General features: G+C 70.5%; 19 protein-coding genes. 4 read left to right on the top strand and 15 right to left on the bottom strand.

All coding sequences use genetic code 11. The features are described 5' to 3' along the window. Positions 1-32: 32 nt before the first annotated feature. Positions 33-2,531, bottom strand: coding sequence for a heavy metal translocating P-type ATPase (locus MKK88_RS24370; protein ID WP_244004342.1), 2,499 nt, complete (start codon positions 2,529-2,531; stop codon positions 33-35). Between the two features lie 162 nt (positions 2,532-2,693). Here MKK88_RS24370 and MKK88_RS24375 point away from each other — a divergent pair, with 162 nt between their 5' ends. Continuing rightward, positions 2,694-3,305, top strand: coding sequence for a glutathione S-transferase family protein (locus MKK88_RS24375; protein WP_244004344.1), 612 nt, complete (start codon positions 2,694-2,696; stop codon positions 3,303-3,305). Here MKK88_RS24375 and MKK88_RS24380 read toward each other — a convergent pair. The 11 genes from MKK88_RS24380 to MKK88_RS24430 all read right to left on the bottom strand — a co-directional run bounded on the left by MKK88_RS24380 (position 3,287) and on the right by MKK88_RS24430 (position 16,135). After that, positions 3,287-4,558: an ATP-binding protein gene (locus tag MKK88_RS24380; RefSeq protein WP_244004346.1), complete on the bottom strand. Its 1,272-nt coding sequence runs from the start codon at positions 4,556-4,558 to the stop codon at positions 3,287-3,289. The genes MKK88_RS24375 and MKK88_RS24380 overlap by 19 nt on opposite strands. A 19-nt stretch (positions 4,559-4,577) precedes the next feature. Beyond that, positions 4,578-5,663, bottom strand: coding sequence for a lysylphosphatidylglycerol synthase domain-containing protein (locus MKK88_RS24385; RefSeq protein WP_244004348.1), 1,086 nt, complete (start codon positions 5,661-5,663; stop codon positions 4,578-4,580). Positions 5,664-5,813: 150 nt separating this feature from the next. Beyond that, positions 5,814-6,443 (bottom strand): uracil-DNA glycosylase, encoded by a 630-nt coding sequence (locus MKK88_RS24390; RefSeq protein ID WP_244004350.1) that lies wholly within the window; start codon positions 6,441-6,443, stop codon positions 5,814-5,816. Beyond that, positions 6,433-7,191 carry a PIG-L deacetylase family protein gene (locus tag MKK88_RS24395; protein WP_244004352.1) on the bottom strand — a complete coding sequence of 253 codons (759 nt, stop codon included), beginning with the start codon at positions 7,189-7,191 and terminating at the stop codon, positions 6,433-6,435. The genes MKK88_RS24390 and MKK88_RS24395 overlap by 11 nt, the downstream gene beginning before the upstream one ends. 181 nt (positions 7,192-7,372) lie before the next feature. Further along, a complete protein-coding gene (locus MKK88_RS24400) occupies positions 7,373-8,611 on the bottom strand; it encodes a glycosyltransferase family 4 protein (protein ID WP_244004354.1) in 1,239 nt (412 codons plus the stop codon). Positions 8,612-8,771: 160 nt separating this feature from the next. Then, on the bottom strand, positions 8,772-9,644 hold the full coding sequence (locus MKK88_RS24405; RefSeq protein WP_244004356.1) for a sugar phosphate isomerase/epimerase family protein: 873 nt from the start codon (positions 9,642-9,644) through the stop codon (positions 8,772-8,774). Then, positions 9,641-11,242, bottom strand: coding sequence for a YcaO-like family protein (locus tag MKK88_RS24410; protein ID WP_244004358.1), 1,602 nt, complete (start codon positions 11,240-11,242; stop codon positions 9,641-9,643). Before MKK88_RS24410 ends, MKK88_RS24405 begins: the two co-directional genes overlap by 4 nt. Before the next feature lie 218 nt (positions 11,243-11,460). Continuing rightward, on the bottom strand, positions 11,461-12,456 hold the full coding sequence (locus MKK88_RS24415; protein ID WP_244004360.1) for a Gfo/Idh/MocA family protein: 996 nt from the start codon (positions 12,454-12,456) through the stop codon (positions 11,461-11,463). Next, positions 12,456-13,637 (bottom strand): class I SAM-dependent methyltransferase, encoded by a 1,182-nt coding sequence (locus tag MKK88_RS24420; protein WP_244004362.1) that lies wholly within the window; start codon positions 13,635-13,637, stop codon positions 12,456-12,458. The genes MKK88_RS24415 and MKK88_RS24420 overlap by 1 nt, the downstream gene beginning before the upstream one ends. A gap of 62 nt (positions 13,638-13,699) precedes the next feature. Then, positions 13,700-14,629: a hypothetical protein gene (locus MKK88_RS24425; RefSeq protein ID WP_244004364.1), complete on the bottom strand. Its 930-nt coding sequence runs from the start codon at positions 14,627-14,629 to the stop codon at positions 13,700-13,702. 315 nt (positions 14,630-14,944) lie between these two features. Beyond that, positions 14,945-16,135 carry an inositol-3-phosphate synthase gene (locus MKK88_RS24430; RefSeq protein ID WP_244004366.1) on the bottom strand — a complete coding sequence of 397 codons (1,191 nt, stop codon included), beginning with the start codon at positions 16,133-16,135 and terminating at the stop codon, positions 14,945-14,947. A 437-nt stretch (positions 16,136-16,572) separates the two neighbouring features. Here MKK88_RS24430 and MKK88_RS24435 point away from each other — a divergent pair, with 437 nt between their 5' ends. Beyond that, the gene (locus MKK88_RS24435; RefSeq protein WP_244004368.1) at positions 16,573-17,889 is read left to right on the top strand and encodes a transglycosylase SLT domain-containing protein; all 1,317 of its coding nucleotides are present in this window, start codon (positions 16,573-16,575) and stop codon (positions 17,887-17,889) included. 13 nt (positions 17,890-17,902) lie between these two features. Here the strand turns inward: MKK88_RS24435 and MKK88_RS24440 are convergent, their stop codons facing one another. Together MKK88_RS24440 and MKK88_RS24445 are read right to left on the bottom strand one after the other, a co-directional pair. Further along, positions 17,903-19,510 (bottom strand): DHA2 family efflux MFS transporter permease subunit, encoded by a 1,608-nt coding sequence (locus MKK88_RS24440; protein WP_244004370.1) that lies wholly within the window; start codon positions 19,508-19,510, stop codon positions 17,903-17,905. Continuing rightward, positions 19,507-20,766: an HlyD family secretion protein gene (locus MKK88_RS24445; RefSeq protein WP_244004372.1), complete on the bottom strand. Its 1,260-nt coding sequence runs from the start codon at positions 20,764-20,766 to the stop codon at positions 19,507-19,509. Before MKK88_RS24445 ends, MKK88_RS24440 begins: the two co-directional genes overlap by 4 nt. Before the next feature lie 195 nt (positions 20,767-20,961). Here MKK88_RS24445 and MKK88_RS24450 point away from each other — a divergent pair, with 195 nt between their 5' ends. Beyond that, positions 20,962-21,612 carry an HdeD family acid-resistance protein gene (locus tag MKK88_RS24450; RefSeq protein ID WP_244004374.1) on the top strand — a complete coding sequence of 217 codons (651 nt, stop codon included), beginning with the start codon at positions 20,962-20,964 and terminating at the stop codon, positions 21,610-21,612. 104 nt (positions 21,613-21,716) lie between these two features. Then, entirely contained in the window at positions 21,717-24,182 is a 2,466-nt protein-coding gene (locus MKK88_RS24455; RefSeq protein WP_244004376.1) for a PBP1A family penicillin-binding protein, read from the top strand. 4 nt (positions 24,183-24,186) lie between these two features. Here the strand turns inward: MKK88_RS24455 and MKK88_RS24460 are convergent, their stop codons facing one another. Next, positions 24,187-24,615 carry a DUF1810 domain-containing protein gene (locus MKK88_RS24460; protein WP_244004378.1) on the bottom strand — a complete coding sequence of 143 codons (429 nt, stop codon included), beginning with the start codon at positions 24,613-24,615 and terminating at the stop codon, positions 24,187-24,189. Positions 24,616-24,704: the final 89 nt, after the last annotated feature.

Consider the following 24,704-nt stretch of genomic DNA (forward strand, 5'->3'; position numbering starts at 1 on the left):
GCTGGCTGCGGACAGACCGGTCCCGGCTTCGCTCAGGCGGCTTTTGGCAGAGGCCCCGTCATGGGGTCGACGGCCGGGCCGCCGGCCCGGCGCAGGCGCAGCGCGTTGCCGAGGACAAAGACGCTGGAGAACGCCATCGCGCCCGCCGCCAGGACCGGCGACAGGGCCGGGCCGCCGAAGGGCACCAGCAGGCCCGCCGCGACCGGGATCAGGGCGGCGTTGTAGGCGAAGGCCCAGAACAGGTTCTGACGGATATTGGCCATGACCGCCCGGGAGAGCGCCAAGGCTTCCACCAGGGCGTCGAGGGATCCGGACATCAGCACGACGTCGGCGCTGTCGACCGCGATATCGGTGCCGGTGCCGATGGCGAGCCCGACATCGGCCTCGGCCAGGGCCGGCGCGTCATTGATGCCGTCGCCCACGAAGGCCACGGGGCCATGCGCCGCACGAAATCGCTGGACGGCCTCGACCTTCCCACCCGGCAACACCCCGGCCGCGACGATGTCGATACCCAGGCTTCTGGCGACGCCCGCCGCGGCACCGGGATCGTCGCCCGTCACCATCGCGACCGCGAGGCCCCGCGCCTTCAGCGCCGCCATCGCCGCCCGGGCGCCCGCCTTCACGGGGTCGACCACCGCCAGAACGGCGGCGTGGCGACCGTCTAGGACGAGGTGGATGGGGCTCCGCCCTTCATCGGCCAGCTGCCCGGCGCGGGCCTCGAGGTCCGGGTTCCGGGTGATGCCGAGCCGGTCGAGGTAGCGCGGCGCGCCGAGCGCCACATCCCGGCCCGCGACCCGGCCGGAGATGCCGAACCCCTCCGTGGCCTCGAAGCGCTCCGGCTCCGGTAAGGCGAGGCCGCGTTCGCGCGCCGCCGCCACCACGGCGCTGGCGAGCGGATGCTCAGAGCGGGTCTCCAGCCCGGCGGCGAGCGCGAGGATCTCGGCCTCGGCAAGATCGGGACGGGGGATGAGGTCGGTCAGCCGCGGACGGCCCTCGGTCAGGGTGCCGGTCTTGTCGAGGGCCACGATGCGCACGTCACGCAGGCGCTGCAGGGCGGCGCCGTCGCGGAACAGCACGCCCCGCGATGCGGCACGCCCGGTGCCGACCATGATGGCGGTCGGGGTGGCGAGGCCCATCGCGCAGGGGCAGGCGATGATCAGAACCGCCACGGCGTTGACCAGCGCCGTCCCGAGGGCGGGCGCCGGACCGAGCAGCAGCCATCCGAGAAAGGTCAAAGCGGCGATTCCGATCACAGCCGGCACGAAGCGCCCGGTCACGCGGTCGACCAGCGCTTGAATCGGCAGCTTGCCGCCTTGAGCCCGCTCCACCAGCGCGGTGATCTGGGCGAGCACGGTTGCGCCGCCCACGGCATCGACCTTCAGATCCAGGCTGCCGCGTCCGTTGAGGGTGCCGCCGACCGTCCGGTCGCCCGCCGCCTTGCGCACCGGGGCCGGCTCTCCGGTCACCATGCTCTCGTCGACGTCGCTCGTGCCGGCGACCACCACACCGTCGGCGGCGACGCGCTCGCCGGGGCGCACCCGGACCACGTCGCCGAGGCGGAGCGCGGCGAGCGGCACCTCTGTCTCGGCTCCGTCACGGACAACCCGCGCGGTCTTCGGCGCGAGGTCCATCAGCCGGGCGATGGCCTGCCCGGTCCGGCCCTTGGCCCGGGCCTCCAGGGTCCGGCCGAGCAGGATGAGCGTGACGATCAGCACGCTCGCCTCGAAGTAGAGATGCGCCGCCCCCGGCGGCAGGAGGGAGGGGACCAGGGTCGAGACCAGGGAATAGAGATACGCGGCCCCGGATCCCAGGGCGACCAAGGCGTTCATATCGGGATGCCCGCGGAGCAGACCCGGCACCCCGCGCAGGAAGAAGCGTCGCCCCGGCCCCGCCAGGACCAGGGTGGCCAGCACCGCCTGGATCAGAGCCGTTGCCGATCCCCCGTGCAGACCGGGCAGCACATGGCCGCCCATGTCGAGAATCACCACGGGCGCGGAGAGGAGCGCCGCCGCGATCAGGTCGCGACGCAGCACCCGCGCCTCTTCGGCGCGGCGGGCGGCCGGATCAGGGGAGGTCTCCGTGTCGAGGGGCCGCGCCTCGTAGCCCGCCTCCGCCACCGCGGCCGCGAGGTCGGCGCTCGCCACGAGCCCCTCGGGATGGTGGATCGTGGCGCGGCCCGTCGCGAGGTTCACGCTGGCGCCGGTGACGCCCGGCACCGCGGCGAGCGCCCGCTCGACCCGCCCGACGCAGCTCGCGCACGACATGCCGTCGATGACCAGCAGGCTCTGCGCGTCGGGCACAGGATAGCCCGCATCCGCCAGCGCCGCCGCGGCCTCGGCCGGGCCGGCGTCCCCGCCGAGGACGAAGCTGGCCCGATTGGTCGCGAGGTTGACCGCCACGTCCCGGGCCCCCGGCAGCGCCGCGAGCGCCCGTTCGACCCGCCCGACGCAGGAGGCGCAGGACATCCCCTCGACCGGGATGTTCAGGGCGATGGGTCCGGGCAGGCCGGCGGGTCGGATCGCGGTGTTCATAGCCTTGGAGATGGGGATGACCCGGGTGAGTCGGCCAGAGCTTCACTGGAAGTTGAGTCGCGAAGCGGCGTTAAATGCCAAAACCCCCTCCTGACGCGCTCGTCTGTTGTCCGTTCGACCGCCCTGGGCCAAGCTCGCACCAATTCTGGAATCGGGGCAGTCATGGCCGAACCACTGATGATCTACGGCGACCCGGGCTCCGGGAACTGCCTGAAGGTCAAGTGGGTGGCCGCCCATCTGGGCCTGCCGACGACATGGCATGACGTGGACGTGCCCGGCGGCGGGACGCGCAAACCCGAGTTCCTCGCCCTCAATCCCGCCGGGCGTGTGCCCGTCGTGGTCTTCCCGGACGGCGCCGTGCTGTCGGAGTCGAACGCCATCATCATCCACTTGGCGGAGGGCTCCGCGCTGATCCCGCAGGCGTCCTTCCCCCGGGCGCGGATGCTGCAATGGATGTTCTGGGAGCAGTACAGCCACGAGCCCTACATCGCGGTCCGCCGCTACCAGCTTCATTACCTGAAGCGGTCGCCGGACGCGCTCGATCCGAAGCTCGCCGGGCGCGGCGCCGACGCCCTGCGGCTGATGGAGGGAACGCTCGAACGCTCCGCCTTCCTGGCGGGCGACGCCCTGAGCCTCGCCGACGTGGCCCTCGTCGCCTACACGCGCATGGCCCATGAGGGCGGCTTCGACCTTGCGGATTATCCCGCGATCCGAGGCTGGATCGCGCGCGTCGAGACAGGACTGGGGATTGGGGCCTATCCGGAACCGGCCTGATCGGCGGCCGGCTGTGCGGGGGTCACCCCGTATTCCGGCAGGCTGACCCGCACGATGGTCCCCTGCCCGACCGTGCTCTCGATGGTCATCCGCCCGCGGTGGCGGTTCAGGCTGTGCTTGACGATGGCGAGCCCCAAGCCCGTGCCGCCCCGCGCCCGGCTCGACGCGACGTCCACCCGGTAGAAGCGCTCGGTGAGCCGCGGGATGTGTTCCGGCGGGATGCCCGGCCCGTCATCCGCCACCGACAGGACGATCCGGCGACCGAGCCGTGGATCGGCCTCCCGGGTCAGCCCGACGCTGATCCGGCCGCCGCCGTACTTCACGGCGTTCTCGATCAGGTTCTCGATCACACGGACGAGTTCGTCGGCATCGCCGGCGACGCGATAGGGCCCGTCGCCATCCGCGAACCGGATCGTGGCGCCCCGGGCCTGGGCAGGCGGGCCCTGGGCATCGACCATCTGGCGGGCCAGCGCCCCGAGATCGACGACGTTGGTCGGCGCCACGTGCTCGCGCAGTTCGATCCGCGACAGCGACAGCAGGTCGTCGATCAGCCGCGTCATGCGCAGGGCCTGGACCCGCATGATCTCCAGGAAGCGCTCACGCGCCTGCACGTCCTCGCGGGCGGGACCCTGCAGGGTCTCGATGAAGCCGATCAGGGTGGCGAGCGGGGTGCGCAGTTCGTGGCTGGCATTGGCGACGAAATCGACCCGCATCGCCTCCAGGCGCCGGGCCGAGGTGAGGTCGCGCAGGAACAGCAGGGCGCTCACGCCGGACCCGTCGGGCATCGGCAGGGCACCGATCTGCACCTCAAAGGTGCGCTCCAGCGGCACCCGGGTCGCGAGGGCGACCCGCCGGGGCAGGCCGGAACTCAGCACCGCCGCGATGCCGTCGAGCACTTCCGGGTCGCGGAGCGCGAACGACAGGGGCCGGCCGTGATGGAGGGCCGGCAGCAGGGCCCGGGCGGCGGGGTTCGCCTCCACCACCAGGGTGCGCCGATCCACCAGAATGACCGGATCGGGCACATGGGCGAGCAGCGCGTCGGCGACCGCGTGGCGCTGCGTGGTCGCGGCCGGCCGCTGCGGCGCCTTGGCCGGGCCGCGCCCGCCGAGCCACCCGCCGAGGCAGATCGCACCGAGGCCCGCTAGGATCAGCGGAAGGTCGAGACGCCCCGCGAGGGCGACCGCGAAGCCGAGCAGACCCACCGCGATCGCGGCGCCGGTCCAGGCCGGGGAACTGTGCAGGCGCTCGGACATGGCGGGCCGTCCGGTCGCGTCAGCGCGGCTCGGATTCGTCGCGCCACGCCCGGCCGGACGGGCCGGCGGTGCCTTCCGGAGGACCGGGATCGCGCGCGCCGCCCGCGCGCTTCACGATCTCGTAGAGGCCGAGCATCGCGAGCGCGGTCACGAATGGCACGACGTAATAGCAGCCGCGGAACAGCAGCAGCGAGGTCAGCACCTCGTTGCGCGGCAGGCTTGAGAGCGCGAGCAGGATCGTCGCCTCGAACACCCCGATGCCGCCCGGGGCGTTCGACGCGATGCCCAGCATGGCGGCGAGCACGTAGATCGCCAGGAAGGTGGTGAAGCCCAGCGTCATTTCCTGCGGCAGAAGCACGTAGAGTACCGCCGCCGCGGCGCAGACGTCGCCGATGCCGACGAGCATCTGGCCGATCGATACCGAGGCGCCAGGCAATTCGAGGCGCCACTGCTTGACGGTGATGCTGCGCTTCTTGGCCGAGACCCAGGCGAGATAGCCCAGCACCAGGGCGAGCGCCGCGAGACCGACCGTCTGGTTGATCCGGATCGACGTGAAGGCGAGCCCGGCGAGCTGCCCCGCCTCGATGATCAGGCTGAGGCCCAGGACAACGCCCATGCCGAGCCAGAAGGTGAAGCCGGCGATCACCGTCAGCGCCGCGATCTTGGGCGTGGTCAGGCCCTGCCGGGAATAGATCCAGTAGCGGATGGTCCCGGCGGTCAGCAGCGGGAAGCCGAGGGTAAAGCTCACCGCGTAGCTCGTGAACGAGGCGAGCGCCGTGATCCGGTAGGGCACCTTGATCTTGAGCTGGCGCAGGGCCAGCGCATCGTAGCCGGTGAGGAACAGGTAGCTGATCCCGACGAACAGGAAGGCGAAGCCGAGCTGCCGACCGGTTGCGGCCGCGATCGCGGTGCGCACCTCCGCCCAGCTCACGCTCTGGACCAGCTTCCACAGCACGCCGAGGGAGACCGCGAACAGCACGATGCTGGCGCCCGTGCCGATCCAGGCATAGCGGCTGCGCCGGCTCTTCCGCGCCGCGGGCGCCGCCTCGTGCTGGACCGGCTCGGCCGGCTCGGCCGGCTTCCGGTGCTGATCCTGAAAATTCATGCCGTTCGGCGTCCGCCCTTCCGGCTGCGCGGCCCGGCCAAGGCCGAGAGCCAGCGCCGGATGGTCCCGGACCGCGGCCCGTTGCCCCGCATGTAGGCCGAACCCACGCGCAAGGCCAGGGAAGTTGCCGCCGGAACAGGTCTTCTATCCTCAGCCGGTTGCCCCATCGAGGAGGTTAGCCGCCTCCGAAAGGCCGCGCCGGATACGGGCCGCCACCTCCGGCGCTGTACAGACATAGGTCGGGCTCGGATGCGGAATCCGGATGATCGGCAGGCCGGGGCGCAGAGTCGCGATCGCCGGCTCTGCCTCGCCGGCATAGCGGCCGGCCAGAACCGCCACGGCGAGGTGCGGCAGAAGATCGAGGAGGGGCTCCAGGTAGGGGGCAGCCGCCGCGACCTCGGCCCGGCGGGGCGCTCGGTTGAGGGCGCCCTCCGGGTGGATCAGCCACGGCACGGCGTTCCAGATCAGCGTATCGGCCCGGGCGATGCCAGCCTCGGCGAGGAAGCGGAACAGGTTGGCGGCGGTGCCGTTCGCGCTGTCGCGTGTGACGAAGCCGGTGCGCAGCACGGCCGGGCCGGGCGTCTCCAGCAGGAACAGCATCCGGGCACCGATCCCGCCGTCCAGCGGATCGGGCGTGGGGACCGGGGCGCCGCGCTCGGCGGAGATCCGCGCGGCGAGCGCCCGGACCGGCGCGATGTGGGGCGCCCCGATCAGCGCGCGGCGGGCCGCCAGGGCATCGGGATCGGCCAGCGATTTCGGCGCCTGCGGCTCAGCCGGCATCGAGACCGGGGATGGCTGCCCCGAGCCGGCCGGAGAGGCGGAAGCGCTCGATGCCGTTCTCCCGGGCGAGGCGCACGTCGAGACCCGCCGGGCCGCCGAACTGGAAGCCGATCTGGCTGGCATAGGCCGCGCAGGCGGCGCGCTTCCGGGCCTGGGCGTCCGGATCGAGGGTCACCGTCGCTTCGGGGAGTTCCGCGAACAGGGCCGCGAGCGGCTCCCGGGGCGCCGCCTCGCGCACCGTATAGGGGAAGTCGCGCCACCACAGGATCGGGGGAAGCGGATCGCGGCTCCTGAGTGCCCGGACCATCTGCACATGATCGACATGGCCGCCGATCGCCTGCGGGGCGAGGAGGAGATCCGGTCCCTCGGCGGCGATCAGCTCCGCGATGGCGGGCGCAAGGTCGCCCGCGATGCCGTCATCCGTGCGGGTCTCGGCAAAGAGTTCGGGCGGCGAGCCGTAGCCCCGGTGCGGCGCCTCCCGGAACGGCAGATGCACCGGCGGGGCGATCCCCAGCGCCGCGGCGGCCCCGCTGTCTTCGTCCCGGCGCAGCGCCATGTAGTCGATCCCGGCCGGCAGTCCCTTGTCGAGCTGGCAGGCGAGCGCGAACCCCTCTGGGTTGGCGACACTACCGGTGAACAAGGTCGCCATGACCACGCGCCAGCCCCCCTGTGCGAGCTGCGCGAGGAGGCCGCCGCAGGAGAAGGCCGCGTCGTCGAGATGGGGGGAGAGGGCGAGCGCGGTGGGCATGGGTCAGGGCCTTTCGGCGATCGAACATCCAGCCCTCGCCCTCATCCTGAAGTGCTGCGGAGCAGCCTCGAAGGAGGGCTCCAGGGATCACCGTGTTCCCTGGAGGGCTCCTAAAAGGCCCGCTGACGCGGACACCTCAGGATGAGGGGAGGGATCGGGATCCCCGAATCTGGCGGATCCTTCAGAGCAGGTGCGGCTCGGCGCGGAAGCGGCAGGTCGGATCGTAGGGCAGGTCCTCGGCGAAGTCGGTGGCGGGTTTCTCGTTCCGCACGCGCGCGTAGACCTCCATGATCTGCCGCCCGACCGCGTCCCACGAATAGACCCGCCGGCACTCCTCAAGCCCGGCCGTCGCGATGCGGCGGCGCAGATCGACATCCGTGATGATCCGGGTCAGGTTGGCGGCCTGCGCTGGCACGTCACCCGGATTGGAGAGCAGCCCGTTCTCCCCGTCGCGCAGGCAGTCCGACACGCCAACCGCGTGGCACGAGACCGTGGCGAGACCGGCCGCCAGCGCCTCCAGGATCGTGTTGGAAAACCCCTCCGCGTAGGTCGGCGAGACGAACACGTCGGCGCGGCGGTAGAGGTCCGGCACGGATCCGTACTCGGCATAGCCCGTGAAGGCGATCTCGCGCTCCGGGAAGGCGTGCTCGGCGGCAAGCGCCTTGGCCGGGTCCACGTCGGGCCCGATCCCCGAGATGGTGGCGGCGAAGGGCGTACCCTGCCGGCGCAGGATCGCCAGGGCCTCGATGAAGTCGAGCACGCCTTTCCGGCGATCGACCCGGCCATGATAGAACAGCCGCACCGGGCCGGCATGGGGCGCCGGCAGGCCATCGGGCGTCCCTTGGGCGAACCGATCGGTATCGACCGCGCCGGGTACGATGGTGAAGCGGGCGGGGTCCGACCCGAGGCGCCCGCAGACCTCGTCCACGAAAGAGGCGCCGCCGATCAGCAGCGCGTTGGCGTGGGCCAGAACCTCGCACATGGCGACCCGGTGGGTCTCGCAGCAGGAGCCGACCCAGTGGCCGTCGCCGCCCTGGATCGAGACGACGCTCGGCACACCGAGCTTGCGGGCGGCGAGCAGCACCGCCCAGCCGGTGGGGTAGCCGTACTGCGCGTGCAGGATGTCGAACGGCTTTTTGGCGTGCTCCTGGGCGATGGCGTCAACCATCGTGGTGATGTCGCGCTCGAAATCGCCCGAGGTCTGCTCGCCGAGCTGTTCCAGGCCGATCACTTTGACGCCCGGCACCGGCGGGGGCGGGCCGCCGCCATAGACCCGGGTGCCGAAGGCGTCGCCCCGGTACTGGGAAATCATCGTCACGTCGTGGCCGGCGCCGACCAGCTCGCGCAGCAGGTTCTGCGCGTAGACGCTCATGCCGGATATCGCCGGGAAGTAGCGGCGGCTGAGAAAGAGGATTCTCATGCTCGTGCACCGCCGAAGTCCGCGATCAAGAGGTCTCCCCTCCCCCTTGCGGGGAGGGGTAGGGGTGGGGGTGGTGCAGAAGGCACCACCACGCTCGATCCTGCGCCACCCCCACCTCCGGCTCCTCCCCGCAAGGGGGAGGAGAGAACGTTCGCCGCCCTCACTGCCATTGCCGCCGCGTCTCCTGCTCGCCGGCGAGCACCGGCCCGGGGCGCCGGCAGCCGCGGAGATAGTCCAGCGCCTGCGGGATCATCACGTCGGCCCGGTGGCTCTCGCGGGAGAGCTCGACGCAGATCAGCTTGCCGAAGCCGACTTCCTCCAGCGCCTCCAGCACACCCGGCACGTCCATGTCGCCCTCGCCGAAGGGCAGGTGGATGTGGCTGCCGCGCTTCATGTCCTCGATCGCCACGGTGCCGATCCGGTCGGAAAATTCCCGCACCGCCGCCGCCGGCTCCCGCTCGCCCGTGACGAGGCAGTGGCCGGTATCGAGGGCGAGCTTCAGCCCCGGCACGTCGAGGGCGGCGTAATCGTCCAGCGTCTCGATCAGCATGCCGGGCTCGGGCTCCAGGCAGGGCACGATCCCGGCTTCATCCGCGAAGGCCGCGACCGCGTGCAACCCCTCGACCAGCCAGCGCCGGGCCTCGCCGTGATCAACGCCGGGCTTCGGCACGCCGGCCCAGAACGAGACCGCCTCGGCGGAGAGCATGGCGCCGATCTCGACCGCCCGCTTGAGGAAACCGACCCGCCGGGCGCGGCCCGCGGCATCAGCCGTCACCAGGGTGGGCTCGTGCTTGGCGCTCGGGTCGAGGAGAAAGCGGGCGCCGGTCTCGATGACGCAGGTCAGTTCCAGCTTCTCCAGCAGGCTCGCCACGCGGCCGGCCTCCGTCGCCCAGGTGTCGGCGAACGGATCGAGGTGATGGATGTCGAGGGTCAGCGCCACGCCGTCGTAGCCCGCGGCCTTGATCAGGTGGAGCGCGTCGTCGAGGCGGTGGTTGGCCGCGCCATTGGTGTTGTAGGCGAAGCGAAGCGTCACGCCGCCCTCCCCTGCCGCTGGGCGAGGCGGAACGGCGCATGATGCGATTCCGGCTCGCGGTACAGTGGATAGTGCCGCCCGACGATCTGCTCGGCCAGCGCGGTATCGAACAGCGGCTGGCCGCCGAACCGTTCCAGGGCCTCCGGGGTAAGGCGAACCGGGCGCAGGGTCTCGCTCTCGGTGCCGAACGTGATCAGCGGATGGTCGCGGTCGAGGAGCTTCTTCGTGTTGCGCTCGCCGATCCGGTAGTAGCTCATGGTCTCGACCTCGAGCCCCGGCACGATCGCCTTCACGACGCCGACCCCACCGCCCGGGGGCGAGCACTCGACGTAGAGCACGTCGAATCCGGCTTCGAGCAGCCGGTCGCAGGCGATCTTGCCCCGCGCATGGCCGTCGGCGGCCGGGGTGGAGGGCAACTCCGAGAAACGCTTGGTGCTGCGCTCGGAATAGACGGTGTCGGCGAGCACGCCGCGCAGATCGGCGGCCGGCATCGCGATCCATTCGAGCATCGCCTGGAGGGCGCGGCTTTCTTCCAGATCCAGGCTCGGCAGCGCCTTCTGGATGAAGGCATCGACGTAGCCCGGCGGGGTCACGGTGGCGGCCAAGTCGAGGGGGCCGTGCCCGAAGGTCTTGCGCACCCGCGCGGCCTGGAACTCCAGCAGCGCCTTGCGCAGGGCCCGGTCCCGATCCGGATCGCAGGCCTCGCCACAGGCCGAGAGGGCGATCGGCGCCGGGGTGCAGGCCGGGTCCTCGTCGTAGCCGGTGACGTAGAGGTTGGTCAGGCCGAACTGGTCGGTGGCGAATTTCGGCAGCGCCCGGATGCCGAGCTCCTTCAGCCGGGCCAGCATCGCGGCATTCTCCGGGCCGATGCCGTCGAGGTCGAGCATCACGCCCTGGTCCAGCGCCCGGAACAGCAACCCGTTGCCGTCGCGCTGGAGCAGTTCCAGAACGCCGTGCCCGAGGGCGAAGGGCACGTCCGGCCCGGCGCCGAGGCCGTTGGTGATCAGGTTGGTGAAGGGCTTGTAGCCCTCCGACAGCTCAAAATAGTCGGTCGCCGCGATATCGAGCGGCATCAGCACGATCTCGCCGGTAGCGTGCCGGACGCTCGGCGTCCATTCGAGAACCGTATCGCGGTTCACCGGGGAGCCTGCGGGCAGGCAGAGGGTCAGCGGGTCGGCGACGGAGTTCGCGCCGTAGACGCGGGCGAGGTCGGTGTAGCTCGCCCGCTCCTTGGCCCGCGGCAGCACGGCCAGCGAGGGCATCAGGTTCTCGGCGATCTCGGCCACCGCGCCGATCAGCGCCTCGTCGTCGGTCGCGCCGTAGCCGATGCCGGACGGCATGGCGCCGACGAAGAACGGATCGTCGAGGAACAGCGCCACGAACCAGACCGGAACGCCGGTGCGGTCGAGGGGCGCCAGCGGGAAGCCGACGATGCGCCCCTCCGGCAGGATGTCGAGATAGGCTTTGACCGGATCGGGCAGGGACTCGGGCAGACCCTCGATCGGCCGCTTGGCGCCGAAGCGGTAGGGGCGCGGCGCCTTGATCCGCTCGTGGCGGGCGCGGTCGTCCTGATCGTGGAAGGCGTCTGCGTTGCTCACGTCGTGTTTCCGTCTTCCTCGAACCGTGCGCCGTGCCGTCGTCCCATTCACCCACCTCATCCTGAGGTACCGGAGCGCAGCGGAGGCCTCGAAGGAGGGCTCCAGGGATTGCGGCGTCCTCTGGCGGGCTCCTTCGAGGCCCGCCGACGCGGGCATCTCAGGATGAGGGGTTGGGTGGGAGAGGCCTGGGTTGGTTGCGTGATCGAATATCCTGGCCGCTACCCCTGCCCGTAGGCCCGGGCGACGAGTCGCATCGTGTGAAGGTCGCGGGACGCCGAGTACGCCGCCCTTTCCTCGGGTCGGCGCAGGGCCGAGCCGAAGGCGCGCACCTGCTCGGTGAAGGGCGAGCTCTCGGCGTCGAAGGCGAGCGGCTCCGCGCGGCCGCTGGCGCCGTCGATGAAGGTCAGCGACCCACCAGCAACCTGGCCCATCGTGTTCTCAGCGACGAGCATGCCCCGCGTGCCGACCACCTCCAGGCGGCGGCGGGGCAGCGCGTCGGGGCAATTGTAGGCGACATGCAGGCTCGCCAGCGCCCCGCCCGCGGTCTGCCCGATCAGCAGGGCCCCGTCATCGACCGCGTAATCCTGGGCCTTGCTCTGGGTCAGGGCCGCGATGGTGGCGATCGGTTCGCCGACCAGGAAATCGACGAGGTCGAGCCCGTGCGGCGCGAGATCCATCAGGGCGCCGCCGCCGGCCTGCGCGGCATCGATCCGCCAGTTCGGCTGGCCGGCCTCCGACCAGTCGCGCCCGAGCCAGCAGGCGTAGACGATCCGCACGGCCGTCACCGTGCCGAGCCGTCCGGCCTCGACCTGCGCGCGGATCATCCGGTGGGCCGGATGGTGCCGCTGGTCGAAGGCCGTCCCGTAGAAAATTCTTTTGGAGTCGACCGCCTGCGTGATCGCCTCGGCGTCGGCGAGCGTCGCCGCCATCGGCTTCTCGCACAGGATCGCCTTGCCGGCTGCTGCCAGCGCCTCGACGGCGCCGCGGTGCAGATGGTTGGGCGTCGCCACGTAAACCGCCTCGACCTCGGGCTCGGCGATCAGGCCGGCGAGGTCGGTGTGACCGCGGGCGCCCGCCCGCTCGGCCGCCGCGCGGCTCGTCGGATCGGGATCGCAGACCGCGACCAGCCGGTGCCCGGCGGCGCGGATCCCGGGCTCCATGTAGTCGCGGGCGACCCAGCCGTAGCCGACGATACCCCAGCCGACGGCGTCCATCACCACCGCTCCGGCAGGTCGACGAACTCGCGGACGCGGACACGCTGCGTCTCCTGCGCACCGAGGTCCGCGCTGAAGGTCAGGTGCTCGGGTCCGGGTGAGCGCAGCGGGTAGGTGGCGCGGGCGGCATATTCCGCCTCGTAGCGCTCCGAGGGCCAGCGTATGACGTAGCCGTCGCCCTCGGGCGCATAGAGCGGATTGAGCCGGAGCACGGTGCCGGGCTTCGGCAGCGTCAGTCCGTCGACCAGGGCGCGCGGCGCCGGACGCATCCCGGGTCCGCACACCACCGAGAAGGCCTCGCAGGTCCGCAGGGCGGCCGGCTCCTGCGGCGCCGGTGCCCGGACCTCGACCAGCGCCCGGGTCAGTTCCGCATCGTCGTACACGAGGGCGTCGGGGAACAGCTCGGCGATCTCCTCGGCCGTCACCGCCCGGCCGGCCGAGAAGCCGGGGCAATCGCGGTTGTGGATGTGGCTCAGCGCCAACCAGCCGTCGTCGCCGGCATTCTGGCGAAGGTTTTCCAGCAGGGCCGCCTTGTCGTCGAGGAAGTAGAAGGCGTCGTTGCAGGCCACGAGATCGACCGGCGCCCCCGGGATCGGCCAGTGGGGCGAGCCCGCATCGAAACAGACGAGCTGCGCCTTCTCGCCCACGACCCAGTGACGGGCGACCCAGAGCTTGGCGAAGACGACGTCGGCGCCCGCGACCTTGCAGCCGCGCCGCTGCAATTCACGCAGGTAATGGCCGATGCCGCAGGCGAACTCGAAGACGCAGATGGGTTCGTTCCAGTGCGCCTCGAGCAGCGACAGCCCGGCCAGGAAGGTCGGATCGCTCCAGCGGTGCAGGAAGTAATCGCCGACCCGGCCCCAGCCGAGGCGGTCAACCGCATCGCGCAGGGTGGCGGTGCGCCGGTCCTTGATGAGCTGGATGATCCCGGCCGGATCGGCGGGCGGGCCGTTCCACCAATCGTCCTGGTCGACCAGCAGGGCCGCCAGCGCCTCGTCGGCCTCGCCCGCGTCGAGATGGGCCAGGACCCGCTCGACCAGCGCCTCGCGGTTGACCCGCAGATACGGGATTCCATCGATGACGGGCCAGCGCGCACCGGTTTCGGCGTCCCGCAGGGCATGCGGACCGTCGGCCTTCAGCGGGTTGCCGGTGTCCGGCGCGAGGAGTTCAAACGGGATCATGGTTCTCGGGACCGCCCGGGCAGATGGGCCATCGGATCCGGCGATCAAGGCGGCAGGTGCGATCAAGGGATGCGCATGTCGGCGAGGACGCGATCGTGGAAGTCCTTCACCGGCCCGGCATGGATCAGCTCCCACTCATCGAGCACCATCCCCATCGTGGTCGAGGCGCCGCGCAGGTGCTGGGCGATCTGGAGCACCCGGTCGATGCAGTCGGCCGCATGGAAGGCGCGGCCCTCCCCGGTGGCGTCGTCCGGCAGCACCGCGCGGGCGCGCTCGACCTGGCCCCGCAGGGGCTCGGCGAGTTCGGCGAGGGCCCAGGCGGTGGTCGTGGCCATGATCGGGCCGAGATGGTCGCCGAGCAGCATCTCGCCGGTGAAGCCGGCATCCGGCATGGCGGCGTTGTGGAAGTGGTGGGCCATGGCGGCCAGGAACACGGTGCCGGGATCGGCCCGGTAGAACGGACTCAGGCACACGCCGTAGACCGCCACGATCAGGCAATGCTCGGCGTGGTTCTCCGGCGGCTCCAGCAGAATGCGGGCACGGCCGGGACAGGTCACGCCGGCCCGCGGCTGCTGTGGCAGGGCGGTGACGAAGGCCGGCAGGGCTCCGAGTTCGACCGCCGGGCGCGGGGCGAGCCGGGCCCGCAGGCGGGCGCGCAGATCCGGATCGAGTTCGCCGGTCACGGCATCGAAGCCCGCGACCAGCACCGCGGAGGCCGCCTCGTCCGAGAGGCCGGCGGCGGTCAGGAAGGCGGCGTCGAGGTCGCAAAGGCGCGTCGCCGCGAGGGTCGTTGCCGCGATGTCGAGCGCGACATCGTCGGGCGCCGCGCCGCCGGTGAGACGACCCCAGCCCTGCGCGAACAGCCGCTCGGCGATCGACCCGGTCCGGCCCGCGGAGCGGACGCGCTTGAGGTCGTTCATCTCGACCAGAAGATCGCGCAACGCCTCGGGCGCGGCAGCTCCGGATTGCGACGGGGGGGTTTCGCTGGGCATCGCTTCTTTCGGCCGGATGAGGCTTGCGCGCTCGCAGGCGGCTGGGACGGACGGGCCCATCATCCGGATTGGACGCGGGTCCCCCCTCCCGTACGGGAGAGGGACAGGGTGAGGGATCAGGTCTGTCCGGATAAAGCGTCCCGTGACCGAGCGTCGACGGCGCTCTCGATCCTGTAGCTTCTCGACCCCCGCCCCACCCCTCTCCCGAGCGGGAGAGGGCCCGGTTGCGGACCGTCATCGACGATAGGGTCGCCCTGGTTCACGCCGCTCCCGGTGGGCACTGGCAGCGGTGATCGAGGGGCGACACAGGATGGCTCAGTGCACGCCGAGCCAATCCCGCAGCATCTGCTCCTGCTTGCCGAAGGCGTGCTCCGGCCCGCGACCGTTCTTGACCATCGGCGCCTTGAAGAAGGTCGAGAGCTGCTCCTGCACGCCGCCGTCGCCGCGGGTATGGGCAAGATCGAGCACGCGGGCGATCTCGATGACGAGCGGGGCCGCCAGGATCGAGTCCTTGCAGAGGAAGTTCACCTTCACCTGCATCCGCTGGCCCATGAAGCCGGTGACGTCGATGTTGTCCCAGGCTTCCTTGTCGTCACCGCGCGGGCGGTAATAGTGGATGTGCACGAGGTGATCCTCGACCGGGTAGCCGAGGATCGAATCGAGCACCGTACCCTTGGTGTTGAGCTTCGACTGAAGCGAATTCGGGTCGTTCAGGGCGAGGCCGTCCCGGTTGCCGAGGATGTTGGTCGAGAACCAGCCGTCGACGTGGAGCGCGCGGGCCTTGAAGGCGGGGGCGAGCACCGTCTTCATCATGGTCTGACCGGTCTTGCCATCCTTGCCGGCGACCGGGACGTTCAACTCCTTGGCGAGGTCGAGGAGCGCCGGGACGTCCGCCGCCACACTCGGGGTGAAGTTGGCATAGGGGATGCCGCTCTTGATCGCCGCGTAGGCGTAGAGCATCGCGGGCGAGATCGCCTCGTCGCTCGAATCCAGGCCCTTCTCGAAGGCGGCCGTGGAGTTCAGGGTCGGGTCGTTGAGGTCGGGCCAGCGCTCGGTCGAGGCGAGGTTCACCACCACCACGTCGTCGAGGTTGCTCTCTTTCTGGAAACGCCGGAGATCGTTGGCGATGACCGAGACCGCTTCGCGGTGGTCCTTGGCGACGATACGGTTCTGCCCGTCGATGTTCTTGCAGAACTTGGCACTGCCGACCGCCGGCCAGGGCGTGATGCCCTTCAGCGCTCCGGCGCCATCCTCGATATCGTCCTTCGAGAGGACGCCGTGGCCGCTCGCGGCCGTGGCGAGGTCGTCGCCATTCAGGTCCCAGCCACCGAAGACCAGATCCTTGTAATCGGCCAAGCCCGCCACGGAGAGGCCGGCGAGCGGCAGCCCGTCGAGCCGGTTCGAGCCGGATTTGATCATCTCGATGCCGGCGATGGCGGTGGTGGCGACGGCGCCACCCATGCCAACGAACGCGACACCGACGCGGCGACCGGACTGCATGCTCATTGGAAACTGATGTCCTTGTAGGGACGCGGGTGGCGTCTTGAAGGGTCCGTCCTGGGACGGAAAGTTCGCCCGCCCGGGGTCGTACCTAACTGGCTCAGCACTGCGGCGTTCCAAGCCAAATGCGACAACTTTGCCGCTGATTGACGCGAAGTTCGCAAAAGGAGCCGCCCGTTTCGGCAGGAGAGGACGCTTGAAAACAAGACCTTGGCGCCATCCGCGACTGAAACGAATCCGGAGGGGCACCAGCGCAGAGCGCCAGGGTGCGCGTCCTTAAGGCGCCCCTAATCCGCACGGTTAACCCTTCGTTGACCGTGCCACGCTTGGATCACGGGGTCGTCCCATTCTGGTCACGGCCGGCGCCGATACGGCCGCCGCTCAAAGGAGCCCGGCCGCCAGACGCCGGGCCGACGCAAGGACCGACCTGAGAAGGACCAAAGATGGGGGTTTTCCCGGAGCCGGCGCAGCGCGCCGACGACGCGAGCCGACTCGTGCCGAATGCGAGCCGTTTTGAGGATGAAGCCGTGGTGTGGCTGCCGCGGGCCGGCCGCACGATGGAGCGCCGGTCATCACGCCGCGCACACCGGAGCCGGTTGCGTCAGGTGACCGGGAAAGTCACTGGAACCGTGGCGCTGGGCCTCGTGGCCGGATTTGGATTGCCGCAGGCCGCTTTCGCGCCCGCCTATTTCGCCCCTCCGGCCCAGGCCCATGACCGGGTCGACACCAGCCCGCGCGCCGCTCAGGCTTTCGCGGCCGGGACGCCGATTCAGGAGACGGTGACGCCGGAGCCGTCGGCCCAGGACATGTCCCTCCGCTCGACGCTCGATCAGGATCCGCCGCAGGAGACACAGCAAGACACGCCGCAGGATGTATCCGCCGCGCCCCGCTGGAACGGCCTGCCGGTGCCGGAGCAGGAGCCGGCGACGACGGCGCTGATCCAGGACGACCTTGCCGCTCTGCCGCGGGTGACGCAGGAGCAGGGCGCGGATGCCGTGCGCTTCGGCGAGCGTTCCGTACCGCGCAAGGTGGTCGACACGATCGTGAAGGCCTCCGACGAGGCCGGCGTCGACCCCGTCTACATGATGGCGCTGGCCGACAAGGAATCGAGCTTCGACACGGACGCCAAGGCCGCGACCTCCTCGGCGCAGGGTCTGTTCCAGTTCGTCGCCCGGACGTGGCTGGAGATGATCCGCGACTACGGCGCCCGCTACGGGCTCGCCGAGGAGGCCGCCGCCGTGAAGGGCCGGGGCGCCGGGATCACGGTCGCCGGCTCCATGCGGTCGCGGGTTCTCGGCCTGCGCAACGATCCGCGTGTGGCAGCCCTGATGGCGGCCGAACTGATCAAGCGCGATCGCGAGCGGATCGAGGCCCGGGTCGGCCGTGCGCTGACCACGACCGAGCTCTACCTCGCGCATTTCCTCGGCACGGCGAGCGCCGGGCGCTTCCTGTCGCTCTCCACCGAGAAGCCCGATGAAGTTGCCGGCCGTGCCTTCCGCAGCGCCGCCCGGGCCAACCGCAACCTGTTCACCGAGGCCGATGGCGGCAAGCGCCGGAGCCTGACCGTGTCGGAACTGCACGACCGGCTCGATGGCATGATCGATCGCCGCCTCAACCGCTACCAGGGCGTCGCCGCCGTCGCGGAGGCGCTCGACAAGGTGCCGGCACCGACCGACGTTGCCAGCACCGCGGAGACCGGTCAGGCGGCCGGAACCCGTCGCGTCGAGGTGACGGAGGCGCTGCCGCCGGACGGGGTGTGAGGGCTGCACCGCCTCAATGCCCCCCGGCCGGCGCCCCGCCGCCGAGTTTGATGGTTTTCAAGCTCAACGCGATGGGTACCGCGCAGGCGGCTACCAGCCCGAGCACCCAGAACACATCGATATAGGCCCAGTAGGCAACCTGCGTGCTCAGCACGCTGCCGATCCAGGCGGTTGCTTGGTTCTGCGCCTCGATGCCGACATAGCCGTGCTCGGAGAAGTACTGCGTCGCCTGCCGCATCGTTTCCTGATAGGCGGGCTCGGTCGGGTTGATGTTCTCGACCAGCCGGCTCTGATGGAACTGGCTGCGATAGGCCAGGATGTTCTGGGCCAGCGAGACGCCCATCGAGCCGCCGACGTTGCGGGCCACGTTGATCAGCGCCGAGGCCTGATCGGTCTGATCCTTGCGGATGCCCTCGTAGGAGGCCGAGGTGATCGACAGGAACACCATCGGCAGGCCCAGCCCGATATAGACGCGCGACCAGGCGAAGAACGCGAAGGTCGTGGTTCCGCTGAGCCGCGTCAGGTCGTACATCCCGAGCGCCACGATCATCATGCCGGTGGCGATCAGCCATTTCGGCTGGATGTAGGCGGAGACGCGCCCGGTGAGGAACATCATCACCACGGTGACGATGCCGCCGGGGCCGAGCACGAGGCCCGACAGGGTGGCGGTGTAGCCGTAATATTCCTGCGTGATCTGCGGGATGAACTGCGTGGTCGAGATCAGGATCGCGCCGGTGAACATCATCACCACGAAGCAGGATCCGAACTGGCGGTTGCCGATGAGGCGCAGATCGACCGCCGGATTTTTCGTGTTCAGGAGCCACGGGATCATGGCGATGAACGAGACCACCATCAGCACGCCGGAGACGTTCATCAGCGTCGAGGTCCCGAACCAGTCCTTTCGCTGGCCCTCGTCCAGGATCACCTCCAGCGAGCCGAGGAAGACGGCGACCAGCAGGAAGCCGACGATGTCGAAGCGGATACCCTTGCGCACCAGGGCGCGCCGCTCCTTCTTGGCCGCCGCGCTGTCCTCGATCAGCCAGTACATCAACCCGAGGGCGAGGACGCCGACGGGGCCGTTGATCAGGAAGCACCAGTGCCAAGAGGCGTTGTCGGACAGCCAGCCGCCGAGCGTCGGGCCGATCACCGGCGCGACCACGATGGCAACGCCGTAGAGCGCGAAGGCCTGGCCACGCTTCTCGGGCGGGAAGGAATCCGCCAGGATCGACTGCGCCAGCGGCGCCATGCCGCCGCCGCCGAGCCCCTGAAGGACGCGGAAGAACAGGAGTGATTCCAGGCTCCAGGCGAAACCGCACAGGATCGACGAGATCGTGAACAGCCCCACCGACCACATGAAGAAGGCCTTGCGGCCGTAGCGCTTGGCCAGGAAGCTTGAGGCCGTGAGGGTGATCGCGTTGGCCACGAGGTAGCTGGTCACCACCCAGGCCGCTTCGTCGGGGCCGACCGCGAGCCCGCCCGAGATGTAGCGGAGCGCCACGTTGGCGATGGTGGTGTCCAGCACCTCCATGAAGGTCGCGAGCGCCACCACGCCCGCGATCAGCCACGGATTGTGCCCGCCCGGCGCCTTGCCGGTGGAGGATGTCCCGGCCACGGCGCTCACCGTACCGTAACGGTCGGAACGATCGACATGCCCGGGCCGATCGCGACGTCCTTCGGCCAATCCTTGACGATGATCTTCACCGGGATGCGCTGCGTCACCTTCACGTAGTTGCCGGTGGCGTTCTGGGCTGGCAGCAGGCTGAACGCGGTGCCGGAACCCGGCTGGACCGAGGCCACGGTGCCGTGGATCTTGCGGCCCGGATAGGCGTCGATCTCGATGGCCACCGGCTGGCCCGGGCGCATATCGTTGATCTGGGTCTCCTTGAAGTTCGCGGTGACCCAGATGTCGTCGGGCACGAACATCGCCACGCTCTGACCCGCCTGGGCGAGCTGGCCGATGCCGCCGGTGAGCCGCACGACGCGGCCGGACTGGACCGAGCGGACCGTGGTGTAGCCGAGATTGAGCTCAGCCTGCTCGACCTGAGCCCTGTCGCGGGCGAGCTGCGCCTGGGTCGAGGCTTTCTGGGCCTCCAGTGAGCCGATCTGCTTCTGCGCCGCGACCACGCTGGCATTGGCACTCTGAACCGCGGCCTGCCGCTGCTGGAGCGTGGAGGTCGCCGATTGCGATTGCTGGATCGAGCCCGATCCGCGCTCCGCGAGGTCCTTGTAGCGGGCCGCATCCTCCTGGGCGAACTTCAACGCCGCCTCGGCGGTCGCGACCTGCGCCTTCGACACGTCGATATTGGCGTTCTGGGCCTGGATCTGGGCATCGCTGTTCTTGATCGCGGCCTGATCAGCCTCGACCTGCGCCTTCGCCTGATCCAGCGCGATGACGTAGTCGCGCTGGTAGATCTGGAACAGGATCTGGCCGGCCTCGACATGCTGGTTGTCGGTGACAGGAACGTCGACGAGATAGCCGCCGACCTTGGGCTGGATCGCGATGCTGCGGGCATCGACGAAGGCGTCGTCGGTATTCTCGTATGGGTGCATGTACAGCAGCCAGTAGAAGAAGATTCCGACGCCGAGGGCGATAACCGCGAGGCCGCCGAGCAGGAAAGCCCAGGGGTGCCGCCGCAGGATGTTGGGCCGGCGCTGTTCGCCGTTGGCATCGTCGCCGCCGTCCTGCGCGGCGTCGCCGTCCCCATCAGCCTGGGCAGACGGGTCCTCATCCTCCGAGCCGGGCTTGCGCGCCGTCTCAGACGGGCCGAGATCCAGGACATCGCGGTCCGGGGCATCGCGGCCGCCGGTTCCGGTCCGGCCCTCGGCCGGCCGCGCGCGCGCCTCGGCCTCTGGGGCCTGCCGCTGATCGTCAAGCATGGGAAGTCGTCGCCCGATGGGCCGGTCACCTGACGGCGACCGGGCGCTGCACATCGCCCGCCTCGCCGTGCAAAAGCCGGCCGTGGCCCCAAGGTTCCATGACGGAGCGATGACGCTCAGGAACGGTTGCCGCAGTGCGGCGTTCTGGGCCCGAAACCTCTGCCGTTCACGGCATCACGTTCTCGGAGGCTTGCCATGACCAGCAGTTCTGCCCCGCGGCGCGGCCCGACAGGAAGCTCCCCCAGCGGCGTCCCGCTCGTCGGCGTCGCCCGGCTCGACGCCATGAGTGCGGCGCTCGCCCGCAATTGGTGGCTCGTCGCCCTGCGCGGCCTCATCGCCATCCTGTTCGGCGTCCTCGCCTTCGTCGCCCCGGGCGCGTTCGTCCTCTCCCTCGTGCTGTTTTTTGCCGCCTACATGTTGACCGACGGCATCTTCGCGATCCTCGGTGCGATCCGCGCGGCGCAGCACCACGAGCGCTGGGGCTTCCTGCTCCTTGAGGGCATCGTCGACATCGTCGTGGCGGTCGCCGCCGTGTTGGTGCCCGGCGCTGCCGTGTGGGCCTTCGTGCTCCTGCTCGCGGCCTGGGCCATGGTGACCGGGGGGTTGATGATCGCGGCGGCATTCCGCCTGCACCTGCATTACGGGCGCTGGTGGCTGGTGCTGGGCGGTCTCGTCTCGATCCTGTTCGGGATCGCGCTGATCATCAATCCGGGCATGTCGGCCCTGGTGCTGACATGGTGGATCGGCGGCTACACCCTCGCCTTCGGCGTGCTGCTTCTGATCCTCGCGTTCCAGCTGCGCAGCCGGCATGCCGCCGGACAGTCTCTGCCCTCATCCAGCCGATAACGCGGCCCGAAGCTCGGACTGCGTCGTGGAGACGGAAGGACAGGACCGGCGATAACGCCTAGACTAGTCAGCGGCCACTCGGATCGGCTCTGGAACCCCGCACGATGACGCCCGACGCGCCGGAGAGCGCCCCGGCCGACAGGCCATCAGTTCACGAGGTCGGGCGGGCTGCCGCTGCACCGGATCCGCGCGCGGCGGCCCAGGAGGCCCGGCGCGCCGCTGGCGACCTGATCCGCAGCCTGTGGTCCCTGATCGCCGCGGGCGGCCTGGGCATCGCCGGCGGCGCGCGCGCTGCGGCGGCGCGGTCGCGGGACCGGTTCGCGCGCCGGAGCCGCACCCCGCCCGCTTCGCCGGATCCAGTGGCGGTGCCTTCGCGAGCCCGCGCCGCATCGCCGTTCGCCGCGCGCTCGGGCCGCCGGCCGATCCTGCTGGTCGCCGGGGCGGCGATCCTGCTCCCGATTCTGGCACTGGGCATCTTCCTGCTCGCCGCCCTCGTCACCCTGCCGCCGCTCGGCGGGGCGGTGGTCGAGAGCGGCCAGCGGGCGATCACGGTAGAGGCCGATGACGGACGCGTTTTCGCCACCCGGGGCAGCTTCCGCGGCCAGAAGCTCACCGCCGCCGACCTGCCGCCGCACCTCGCCCAGGCGATCGTGGCGATCGAGGACCGACGCTTCTACAGCCACTGGGGCATCGACCTGCGCGGGCTTGTCCGGGCAGCGTACCGCAATGCCCTGGGCGGCGGCGTGCGCGAGGGCGGATCGACGATCACGCAGCAATATGCGCGCCTGACCTCGCTGAACCAGGAGAAGACGCTCTGGCGCAAGGTCCAAGAGGCGATCCTGGCGCTGCGGATCGAATCGACCATGAGCAAGGACGAGATCCTGCTCGGCTATCTCGACACCGCTTATTTCGGCGCCGGCGCCTATGGGGCCGATGCAGCGGCGCGGCGCTATTTCGGCAAGCCCGCCAGGGCGCTGAACCTGCCCGAATCCGCCATGCTGGCCGGGCTGGTGCGCGCGCCCTCGCAGCTCGCGCCCACCCGCAATCTCGGTGGCGCCAAGGAGCGGGCCGACGTGGTGCTCCAGGCCATGGTCCAGACCGGCGCGATCACGCAGGCCGAGGCCGACGCGGCCCGCCGGCAGAGCGTCACCTTGAAGACGCCCCCGGAGGCACCGCCGGGCACCAATTACTTCCTCGACATGATCGCGGGCGACGTGAAGCGGCTGGCGGGCAAGGACGGCGATCTCACCGTCCGGTCCACCCTGAACCTCGATCTTCAGAGCCTCGCCGAGGGCGTCGTGGCCCGGCGCCTGGACAAGGATGGGCGCCGCCGCAAGGTCGGACAGGCTGCCATGGTTGTGCTCTCGAAGGAGGGCGCGATCCTCGCCATGGTGGGCGGGCGGGACTACGAGGACAGCCAGTTCAACCGGGCCGTCCAGGCCAAGCGCCAGCCGGGCTCCCTGTTCAAGCTGCTGGTCTATCTGACTGCCTACGAGCAGGGCTACACACCGGATTCCCTCATGGTCGACCGGCCGGTGAAGATCGGCGACTGGGAACCCGAGAACGACGACGGCCGCTATCGCGGATCGGTGCCGCTGCGGACCGCCTTCGCGCTCTCGATCAACACGGTGGCGGCGCAGCTCGGCCAGGAGGTCGGCATCCCGGCGGTGATCGCCACCGCACGCAAGCTCGGCATCCAGTCCGATCTGCCGAATGTCCCGAGCCTCGTGCTGGGCTCCGGCGCCGTGAGCCTGCTGGAGATGACCCGGGCCTACGGCTCCGTCCTCTCCGGCCGCACCCCGCTCCAGGCCTACGGCATCCAGGCGATCCGCGGCTCGGCACCGCAGCCGCTTTACGTCCAGACCGACCCCGCTCCCACGGCGGGCCTCGCCCAGGAGCCGCGCACCATGATGCTCGACTCGCTTCAGGCTGTGGTCGAATCGGGGACCGGGCGGGCGGCGCGGGTGCCGGGCCAGATCATCGGCGGCAAGACCGGCACGAGCCAGGACTTCCGCGATGCGTGGTTCGTCGGCATGACGCCGGATCTCGTGGTCGGGATCTGGGTCGGGAACGATGACGACTCTCCGATGAACCGGATGTTCGGCGGCGAGATGCCCGCCGGCATCTTCCACGACTTCGTCCAGCGGGCGGCAGAGAAACTGGCCAAGGGCCGGCCGCGCCCCTCGGCCGAGCGGGCAGAGCCGGCCCGGGCGGCGGTTCCCGCTCCGGCGCCGGCGGCGACCCCGGTGGCGGCCGGCGAGATGCGCGGCGTCCCGGAGGTGATCGACACCGGGACCCTCAACCTGCGCGGGCGGGTCGTGCATCTGCTCGGCGTCGAGGGCGAGCGCGGCCATCTCGCCCGCCAGCTCGCGAGCTATCTGCGTCGGCGGGAGGTGGTCTGCACCGGCCTCTCCGACGGCGCCACCGCTCGCTGCCAGATCGAGGGCGACGATCTCGCCGGGCTGATCCTGGCGGCGGGTGGGGCCCGCGCCTCGGAGGATGCCCCGCCCGATCTGCTCGGCGCCGAGGAGCAGGCGCGCGCCGAGCGCGTGGGCCTCTGGGGTCGCTGAGGGCTCAGCCCTTCCCGAGCTTGGCCAGAGTCTTCGAGTCCGGTTCGCCGTTGAAATACCGTGTCAGCGCCGCGGCGAAGAGAGGTTCGTCGGGCGCGGCGGCCCCAAACAGGGTCATGCTGGAGCGGAATTTCATGTCGTCGGGAGAACCGAAGATCGCGTGCGCCGAGCGGCCCGACACCCGGTTCACCGCCGCCGTGCAGGTTCGCAAACGCTCTCCAAGGGTCGGATGCCCGAGATAGGCCTGCGCTTCCTCAAGGGAGCCGATCGCGTAACGCTGCGCCATCGGGCTGGAGCCGAGGCCGGCGATCTGCGGGAAGATGAACCACATCCAGTGGCTGCGCTTCTCGCCCGCCTCCAGTTCCGCCAGGGCGCAGTGGAAGACGCCCGTCTGCGCGGCGACGAAGCGATCGAGGTTGTACCGGTCCTGCATCGTGGCTCACAGCTCCGCTCGCCCGATCGCGGCGGCTCGGCGCCGCATCGCATCGCGTCATGGGTGACGGGCCGGCCGCCCTGGTGTAA

This window comes from Methylobacterium sp. E-005 (assembly GCF_022829725.1).
GTDB lineage: Bacteria > Pseudomonadota > Alphaproteobacteria > Rhizobiales > Beijerinckiaceae > Methylobacterium.